This window comes from Protofrankia sp. Cj5 (genome assembly GCF_917627405.1).
In the GTDB taxonomy this organism is placed as follows: Bacteria; Actinomycetota; Actinomycetes; order Frankiales; family Frankiaceae; genus Protofrankia.
In genome coordinates this window covers 82,107-88,665 of record NZ_CAKJTO010000004.1, presented here as the reverse complement: position 1 = coordinate 88,665, position 6,559 = coordinate 82,107, and the positions used below count along the sequence as shown (strand labels likewise).

Sequence of the window (6,559 nt, the reverse complement as noted above, 5' to 3'; positions counted from 1 at the left end):
TATTGCCGGTCGCTCTTAACCCCGGGTTCCACGTCCACAGCAAGTCGTTCACAACAGGTCGCACGATGCCTACGATGACAGTATGTCAGCGTGGCTCTGGTGGTTGATGATCGCCGGGGTTCTCGGGGCCGGTGAGCTGCTGACACTCGCTCTGATCCTCGGAATGACCGCGATCGCGGCCCTCGTCGCCGCTGTCGTGGCGGGTGTCGGTGGCGGTTCCGTCGCGCAACTCGCGGCGTTCGCGGCCGCTTCTGTCGCGCTTCTGTTCGGGCTGCGGCCGGTTGCCAGGCGCCATCTGAACCAGCCGCCGGGGGTCGCGATGGGTGTGGATGCGTTGATCGGAAAAACCGGGATCGTGCTGGAGCCCGTCGACGGCAACGGTGGTCGGGTCAAGATCGGCGGTGAGGTGTGGTCGGCGCGCATGCCGGTCGCGGGCCATGCGCTCCAACCGGGAAGCATTGTCCGGGTGTTGCGTATTGACGGCGCGACGGCCATCGTCCATCCCGCCGAGCTGTGGACGTAGGAAGACCGGAGGCGCTGACGTGATGACGATGCCGCTGCGGGGCTTACGCGTGGCAACGGGGTGGTCCTGATGGCCGGGCTGATCGCTGCTGCCGTCGTCGTACTGGTGCTGCTGGTGTTCCTTGCCAGATCCGTGCGGGTGGTAGCGCAGGCCCGTGCGGTCGTGGTCGAGCGTCTCGGTCGCTACCACCGGACGCTGGGCCCGGGTCTGGCCATCGTCATCCCCGTGGTGGACCGGATCAGGGAGCGCGTCGACCTGCGTGAACAGGTGGTGACGTTTCCGCCGCAACCGGTGATCACTGAGGATAATCTTGTCGTCAGTATCGATACGGTCATCTACTTTCAGGTCACCGACCCGCGGGCGTCCATCTATGAGATTGCCGATGTGATTCGCGCGATCGAGCAGCTCACGGTCACCACGTTGCGCAACGTAATCGGTAGTTTGAACCTGGAGCAGACCCTGACCTCCCGCGATGAAATCAACACCCGGTTGCGCGGTGTCCTTGACGAGGCAACCGGTAAGTGGGGTATCCGGGTGAACCGGGTGGAGATCAAGGCGATTGAGCCACCACCGTCAATCCAGGACTCGATGGAAAAACAGATGCGCGCCGAGCGGGACCGCCGGGCCGCGATCCTGTCTGCCGAGGGCGTCAAGCAGAGCGAGATCCTGCGCGCTGAGGGCGCGAAACAGGCCGCGATCCTGCGGGCTCAGGGTGAGAGGGAAGCGAAGATCCTCGCGGCGCAGGGCGAGGCCCAGGCCATCACCACGGTGTTCCAGGCGATCCACGACGGCAACCCGGACCGCAAGCTTCTCGCCTACCAGTACCTGCAGACTCTGCCGCGCCTCGCGGAAGGCGACGCGAACAAGATTTGGATCATTCCGAGTGAGCTGACGAAGGCCTTCGGCGGGCTTGCCGCGTTCAGCGGCCTCATTGACGATCATGATCGGTCTGATCGTGCGACGGGGTCCGCCACGGATCGGCCCAGTGCGGTGGACAGCGGCGAGGCGGACACGCCCTGACCGCCGCGCCCGAGAGCGGGCACATCATAATTTGACATCCGAACCGGGAACCGTTTTCATCAAGGCAATCATCGCCTTCATGCTGGAGTTCCCTTTGCGTATGACCTGGGTCCGTCGTACGGCCGGAGGTGTCGGCCTCACCGCCGTTGCCATGTTGTTTGCTGGTTGTGCTACTGGCGGTGGGGATGCCAGCTCCGAAGCCGCCACGGTGTCCGGAAAGCTCAAGGTGGTGGCGACCACCACCCAGGTCGCGGACTTCGCCCGGGTCGTCGGCGGTGACCGGGTGCGGGTGACCCAGATCCTCAGGCCCAACGTCGACCCGCACGACTACGAGCCCTCGCCCGCGGACGTGAAGGCGATCGGCGAGGCCGAGGTCCTGGTAGCCAACGGCGTCGGCCTGGAGAAGTGGCTCGACGGTGTGATCTCGTCCGCGGGCTTCAGGGGCGATCGGGTCGACACCAGCCAGGGGGTGAAGATCCGGCCGGGCAACGGTGATGAGGAGAAAGAAGGGGACCCCCACATCTGGCAAAACCCACTGAACGTCAAGATCATGGTGGCCGGTATCGAGAAGGCGCTCGCGGCCAAGGACCCTGCCGGTGCCGCGGCCTACCAGGCCAATGTCGCCGCCTACGCTGGCAAGCTCGACGCCCTTGACGCGGATATCATGCAGCAGATCAACTCCCTGCCCCCGGCCGATCGTAAGCTCGTGACCAACCACGATGCGTTCGGCTACTACGTTGATCGGTACCAGCTGGCCTTTGTCGGGTCGATCATCCCGAGCTTCGACACGTCCGCGGAGCTGTCCGGCCGTGATATTGACGATCTTGTCGGTGAGATCAGGAAGACCGGCGTGAAGGCGATCTTCTCCGAGTCGTCGCTACCGCCGAACACAGCCCAGACAATCGGTCGGGAGGCTGGCGTCAAGGTGGTGGCGGGCGAGGATGCTCTGTACGGTGACACGCTCGGCCCACCGGGGTCGGACGGCGAGACCTATCTGCGGATGGAAGAGCACAACACCAGAACGATCGTCGGGGCGTTGAGATGAGGGCACAGGTGGAGCTCGGTGCCGCCGGGAGAGGCGCGCAGGCCGACGGCGACCGTCCGGCCGCGGTGGTTTTCGATCGGGCCAGCATCGCTTACGGCCGGGTACCGGCTGTCGAGAATGTGGACGGGGCGGTGCGGGCGGGGCGCACAGTTGCGCTCATAGGGCCGAACGGCGGCGGCAAATCAACTCTGATCAAGGCGGTGCTCGGGCTTGTCCCGGTCGTCGACGGGTCGATTCAGGTGCTCGGCCGGACGCCGGCCGGCGCCCGTCGCGACGTTGCCTACGTCCCGCAGGCGGACGCGCTCGATCCCGAGTTCCCGGTCTCGGTCAATCAGGTCGTGCTGATGGGCCGGTATCGCACGATCGGATGGGTGCGCAGGCCTGGCCGGGCCGACCGGCAGATCGCCACACAGGCCCTGACAGCGGTAGGGCTCGCGCACCGGGGCGCTGACCGGTTCGGCACGTTGTCGGGCGGGCAGCGCCAGCGTGTCCTGCTTGCGCGGGCGATAGCTCAGCAGCCCACACTGCTGCTGCTGGACGAGCCGTTCAACGGCGTGGACACGGTCTCGCGGGAAGCGTTGTTGCGCGCGCTCGGCGAACTGCGAGAGGCCGGTGCCACGGTTGTCGTCAGCACCCATGATCTGTCACTGGCGCATCTTGCCTGTGACGACGTCTGTCTGCTCAACCGGCACCAGTTCGGGTTCGGCCCGATTTCGGCCACGCTGACCCCGGACAGGCTTCGTGCCGCCTACGGTGGAGCCGCTCTTGCGTTGGCTGGCGACAGTGTCATCGTCGCCCACGCATGAGGCGGCTGTGACGGGATGCTAGTGATGGTGAACCGGCTGCTCGTCGAACCGTTCGCGCTCCCGTTCATGCAGCGGGCGCTGATCGAGGTACTGCTTCTCGGAGCTATGGCCGGTGTTGTCGGTGTTTTCGTGGTATTGCGACGGTTGGCTTTCCTGGCCGACGCACTCACGCACACCGTTTTCCCTGGAGTGGTTATCGGATACCTGCTGTCAGGAGAGTCAGGTATCGTGCCAGGGGCCCTTGCCTTTGCGCTGTTGTCTGCGGTGCTGTTCACCGTGCTGGCGGCCAACCGGCACGTGAACCAGGATGCCGCGCTCGCCATCCTGCTGACGTCGTTCTTCGCGTTGGGGGTCGTGTTCGTCTCGCGTCGGCGTTCGTACACCGCTGACCTGACGGCTTTTTTGTTCGGCCGTGTCCTCACTGTCGACTCCACGCAGCTCACGCAGACGGCGGTCGTGGCCGTGGGAGTGTCCGTGGTGCTCCTGGCGCTGCGTAAGGAGCTGCTCCTGCGGGCGTTTGACCCGCTTGCGGCGCGGGCGATGGGCTACCGCGTCGGTCTGCTGGACCTCATCCTCAACCTTGTCATCGCCATCGTTGTCGTCGCGGCTGTCAAGGCTGTCGGGACGATTCTCGTTATTGCCCTTCTCGTCGTTCCGGCGGCGACGGCCCGGCTGCTGTCCGACCGGTTGGTGGTTGTGTCCGGAATAGCGATCACGGTTGGTATGTCCGGTGGCTGGTTGGGGCTTGCCGCGAGCTACGAGGCCTCGATCAATCGTGGGGTACGGCTGGCTTCGGGCGCGACCGTCGTGCTCGCCCTTGTCATGTGCTACCTGTTCGCGCTCGGGGCCGGCCCACTCAGCCGGTTCGCGCGAGGGCGCTGGACTCGGGGACGCCGGGCCCGGGGGCGGTTGGTGGATGCGCAGGCGTCGGGCGAGTGGCCGGATGGTCCCCGCACGCCAACCGGTCTGACGGCGGGGACGGGCATGTGATGATTTTTTCTGAGCTGTTGGCGGACTCCTACACCCGCCGTGCGCTGATCGAAGCCGTGCTCGTCGGCGCGTTGTGCGGCGTCATCGGCGTACACGTGGTGCTGCGCCGGCTGAGTTTTTTCACGATGGCGATGACGCACGCCACCTTCCCGGGCGTGGTGCTCGCGGCGATCGCGGGCGTGAACCTCTACCTCGGTTCGGCGCTGTTCGGGGTCCTCGTCGTCCTTGCCGTCGCCGTATTGTCGACGCGCGCTGACAATGTGAGCGCGACCGGCGTCGTGCTTTCCGGTGGCTTCGCCCTCGGGGTACTGCTGCTGTCCGCGCAGGCGGGATTCACCAGGGATCTCACCGCCTATCTCGTCGGCTCCATTCTCACCGTGCAGCCGGATGCTTTGGTCACCACGGCCGTCACCGCCGCCGTCGTCGTCGTGGTCCTTGCGCTGTTGGGCAAGGAGATAGTTTTTGGCGCCTTCGATCGCGACGCCATGGTGGCGGTCGGTTATCCAGCCGGCCGGCTGGATCTCGTCTTCCTGCTGCTGATTGAGATGACGATCGTCACGTCGGTGCCGGCCGTGGGAACAATCCTGTCGGTCGCGCTGATCGTGGCCCCGGCTGCCACCGCCCGGCTGTGGTGCGGCGGAGTCGGGGCGATGACCGCCGTCGCCATCGCCATCGGGGTCGCCAGCGGCGTGATCGGGCTCGCGGTCAGTCAGCAGTGGAGCGTCGCCGCGGGAGGCGCGATCGTGCTCACAGCGGCGGGGATCTTCGTCCTGTCCGTGCTTGTCGCCCCCGGCGCGGGTCTGCTGGCCCGGCTCCGCTGGCCCGGCGCCACCACTCATTGATCTTGGTTGATGGCTGGCCGGCCTGGCGCCGACATCCGCGTTCGCCGGGCCGGTGTAATGGTTGATCGGCGGTCAGGTGATGAGTTTCATGAGCTCACGCCCATCCACCCAGGTGTCGCTGACGTCCGCGAAGCCGTTGCCGGACCACCGCAGGATGCGTATCGCTGTGTTGCAGACCGCCGGGAAGAGGTTTATCGCTGTTCCGTCGCAGGTGAACGGGTGCGCCATGACGTTCGGATGGTCCCGTGTCGCCCTGAAGGCGGCTGTCAGGTCGCTGGAAGTCGTCTGTGCCATCTCGGCGAGCAGTGATCGGACAACCAGGACGGTCGCGAAGGACGCCTGCGACAACGGCGATCGCTGGGCCTCGGGAAGCCGTGCTCGGAATGCCTCGGCGTCCTGGTCGCCGCCGGTGGTGCCGAACGGCAGATAAGCCGAGGCGAAGTAGAGGTTGCCGGCGCTTGGCCCGGCGGCCCGCGGCACGGCGGGGGAGGCGCAGGAGCCCACGAAGTACATTGGCGTCTTGATCTGGAGCGTTCCCGCGACCTGGGCTATTCGTGCGCAGGACTGGGCCGGGAAAACGACGACGATTGCGTCCGGATCGCCGGACACGGCTTGGCTGACGGCTGGTGCGAAATCAGCCGTATCAACCTTCTCCCGCACCAGCTGGATATCCGACACGCCCCTGGCGCGGAGGATTTTTTCGGATCCCTGAATCGCGGCGGTGAGCAGTCCGGGCAGGTCCGCGTACAGCGCGTGGACCTTTTTCAGATGTTTGGTGGCCGTCAGGTACTCGGTGATACCGAGCAGGTCGGTGAGTGTGCCACCGGTCAATGAGAACGAGGTGCGGGAACTCAGCTCCCCGCTCAGCTGGGGTGAGCCGCTGATATAGGGAATCCCGGCGCGTTCGTAGAGACCCATGGCAGCTTCGGTGCCGAGGTCCACGCCGCCGACCACGGCGACGGGTTTCTCAGCGACGAGGCGGTTGGCGCAGTCCTGGGACGACTCGGGAGAGCCGTTCGTCACACAGGGGACGAGCTCAACAGGATGGCCGTGAACTCCGCCGAGAGCCTCGTTGGCGTACGCGACGGCCCCCTGGGCGGCGATTCGGGTTTCGGGAAACGACCCGAGCGGGGTGTTCTCCATCGAGACGAAGCCGAACTTGACCGGCGGTCCACTCAACTGGCTCGCGGACCCACCGTTGGTCCGGCCAGGACCGGCGGGGCCTCCGCCGCGCCGGCTCGTACACCCAGCAAGGACGACGGACAGGACCACGGCAGCCGTGACCGCGGCTACGACAGCACGACGGGACAGCGTCATATTCACAGAAGTTACA

The 6,559-nt window shown here is 66.0% G+C and carries 7 protein-coding genes; 6 read left to right on the top strand and 1 reads right to left on the bottom strand.

The features are described from left to right. Positions 1 to 82 precede the first annotated feature (82 nt). The 6 genes from MJ777_RS02430 to MJ777_RS02405 all read left to right on the top strand — a co-directional run bounded on the left by MJ777_RS02430 (position 83) and on the right by MJ777_RS02405 (position 5,226). The gene (locus MJ777_RS02430) at positions 83 to 523 is read left to right on the top strand and encodes an NfeD family protein (protein ID WP_239307860.1); all 441 of its coding nucleotides are present in this window, start codon (positions 83 to 85) and stop codon (positions 521 to 523) included. A gap of 69 nt (positions 524 to 592) precedes the next feature. Beyond that, positions 593 to 1,543 carry an SPFH domain-containing protein gene (locus MJ777_RS02425; RefSeq protein ID WP_239307859.1) on the top strand — a complete coding sequence of 317 codons (951 nt, stop codon included), beginning with the start codon at positions 593 to 595 and terminating at the stop codon, positions 1,541 to 1,543. 100 nt (positions 1,544 to 1,643) lie between these two features. Further along, entirely contained in the window at positions 1,644 to 2,588 is a 945-nt protein-coding gene (locus MJ777_RS02420) for a metal ABC transporter solute-binding protein, Zn/Mn family (RefSeq protein ID WP_239372840.1), read from the top strand. 8 nt (positions 2,589 to 2,596) lie between these two features. After that, the gene (locus tag MJ777_RS02415) at positions 2,597 to 3,394 is read left to right on the top strand and encodes a metal ABC transporter ATP-binding protein (protein ID WP_239372830.1); all 798 of its coding nucleotides are present in this window, start codon (positions 2,597 to 2,599) and stop codon (positions 3,392 to 3,394) included. Between the two features lie 24 nt (positions 3,395 to 3,418). Then, complete coding sequence (locus MJ777_RS02410; RefSeq protein WP_239307880.1) at positions 3,419 to 4,384, top strand: metal ABC transporter permease; 966 nt, start codon at positions 3,419 to 3,421, stop codon at positions 4,382 to 4,384. Then, complete coding sequence (locus tag MJ777_RS02405) at positions 4,384 to 5,226, top strand: metal ABC transporter permease (protein WP_239372828.1); 843 nt, start codon at positions 4,384 to 4,386, stop codon at positions 5,224 to 5,226. Before MJ777_RS02410 ends, MJ777_RS02405 begins: the two co-directional genes overlap by 1 nt. 72 nt (positions 5,227 to 5,298) lie before the next feature. Here the strand turns inward: MJ777_RS02405 and MJ777_RS02400 are convergent, their stop codons facing one another. Beyond that, a complete protein-coding gene (locus MJ777_RS02400) occupies positions 5,299 to 6,405 on the bottom strand; it encodes an ABC transporter substrate-binding protein (protein WP_239372826.1) in 1,107 nt (368 codons plus the stop codon). Between the last annotated feature and the right edge of the window lie 154 nt (positions 6,406 to 6,559).